The following is a 1,486-nucleotide window of genomic DNA, read 5'->3' on the forward strand; positions in this document are numbered from 1 at the left end:
GGATCATCGTCACCTCTTTTTGCGTCAGATCAGAGAACGATCTCTCTTTTGGCAGCGCCAACGGCACCGCTCATTTCCGTTTCCCGCTTCCCGTTCCCTGTTCCCCGCTTTCCGATTCCCGCGGCGCAGCCGCTTCCATCAACCAATATACCATAAGGTATAATACCACCAGGTATACCAAAAAGGAGATCCCATGCAAAATCCTTTCTACTACGGCGGTGTGGTCTACGACGAGCATTTCTGCGACCGGACGACCGAGATCGAAACCATAAAAAACGACGTCGAGGCCGGCATGAATCTGCTGATCTACGCTCCCAGGCGTTTTGGCAAGACATCTTTGGTCATGAAAGCGCTCGGAGAGCTCGAAAAGAAAGAGGGGTTTCACACCGTTTTCGTGGATCTCATGCCCATCACCGACAAAAGGGAGTTCATCGACGCCTACTTCCACGCCATCGCCGCTTCCCTGAGGGGACCCGCCGAAAAGATCGTCGCCTTTTTCAAACAGGTCGCGAAGATCCGCCCAAACGTCACCGTCTCCTTCGACGCCGCCGGAAATCCCAGATACGCCCTCTCGTTCTCCTCCAGAGACATCCAGGCCACCCTCGACGAAGTGCTGGAAACCCCGCTTCTGTACGCCCGAAGCGGCAAGCGGATCGTCGTGGTCTTCGACGAGTTCCAGCAGATCGTCCAGCTGGGCCTCGAAGCGAAGCTGCGGAGCGTCGTCCAGCGCCACGGCAGCGAAGTCTCCTACCTCTTCATGGGATCGAAGCAGAGCCTCATGCGCGAGATCTTCACCGACAAAAACCGCGCCTTCTACAAATCGGTCAAACACCTCCCCTTGGGCCCCATCGGCGAAGAGGAGTGGCGCGCGTATATCCGCGACGGATTCGAACGCACCGGAAAAAACGTCGACGACGAAGTCATCGCCGCCATCCTCTCCGTCTCGGCAGGATTTCCCTACTACACCCAGCAGCTCGCCTACGAAATATGGGAGATGACCCCCAAAAACGCCGACATGGAGATCTTCGCCAAAGCCCTGCGTCTCGTACTCGAAAGAGAGGAGGACCTCTTCCGCCAGGAGTGGGAACGCCTCACCCTCACCCAGCGCAAAGCCCTCAAACTCATCATCGCCGCCGAAGGCAAAGAGATCTACGCCGCCCATCATCTGGAAGCGTTCTCCATCACCAGCTCCACCCTCCAAAAAGCCGTCAAAGCCCTCCTGAAAAAAGACATCATCGACGAAACCGCCGGCACCTACCGCCCCCAGGACCCCCTTTTCGGCTACTGGATCGCCCACCAGGGAAATTCTTGAATGACACCCCCATCGATTCACCATCAACCATCAACTGCGCCAAAGGCGCACTACGTTCCCGATTCCCGTTTCCCGTTCCCCGCGCCAACGGCGCCCCCCGTTCCCAGCGTCTCCGCCACTTCACATCCCTGCACTACGCTATAATAAAACTCAAGGAGTTTCAGTGCCCACCGT

The 1,486-nt window shown here is 57.1% G+C and carries 1 protein-coding gene; it reads left to right on the forward strand.

Going from position 1 to position 1,486, the window contains the following annotated elements:
- Positions 1 to 193 precede the first annotated feature (193 nt).
- Complete coding sequence (locus Q1K23_RS08395; RefSeq protein ID WP_300363776.1) at positions 194 to 1,312, forward strand: ATP-binding protein; 1,119 nt, start codon at positions 194 to 196, stop codon at positions 1,310 to 1,312.
- The last annotated feature ends 174 nt before the right edge of the window (positions 1,313 to 1,486 follow it).

It is taken from the genome of Hydrogenimonas sp. (genome assembly GCF_029933015.1).
GTDB lineage: Bacteria > Campylobacterota > Campylobacteria > Campylobacterales > Hydrogenimonadaceae > Hydrogenimonas.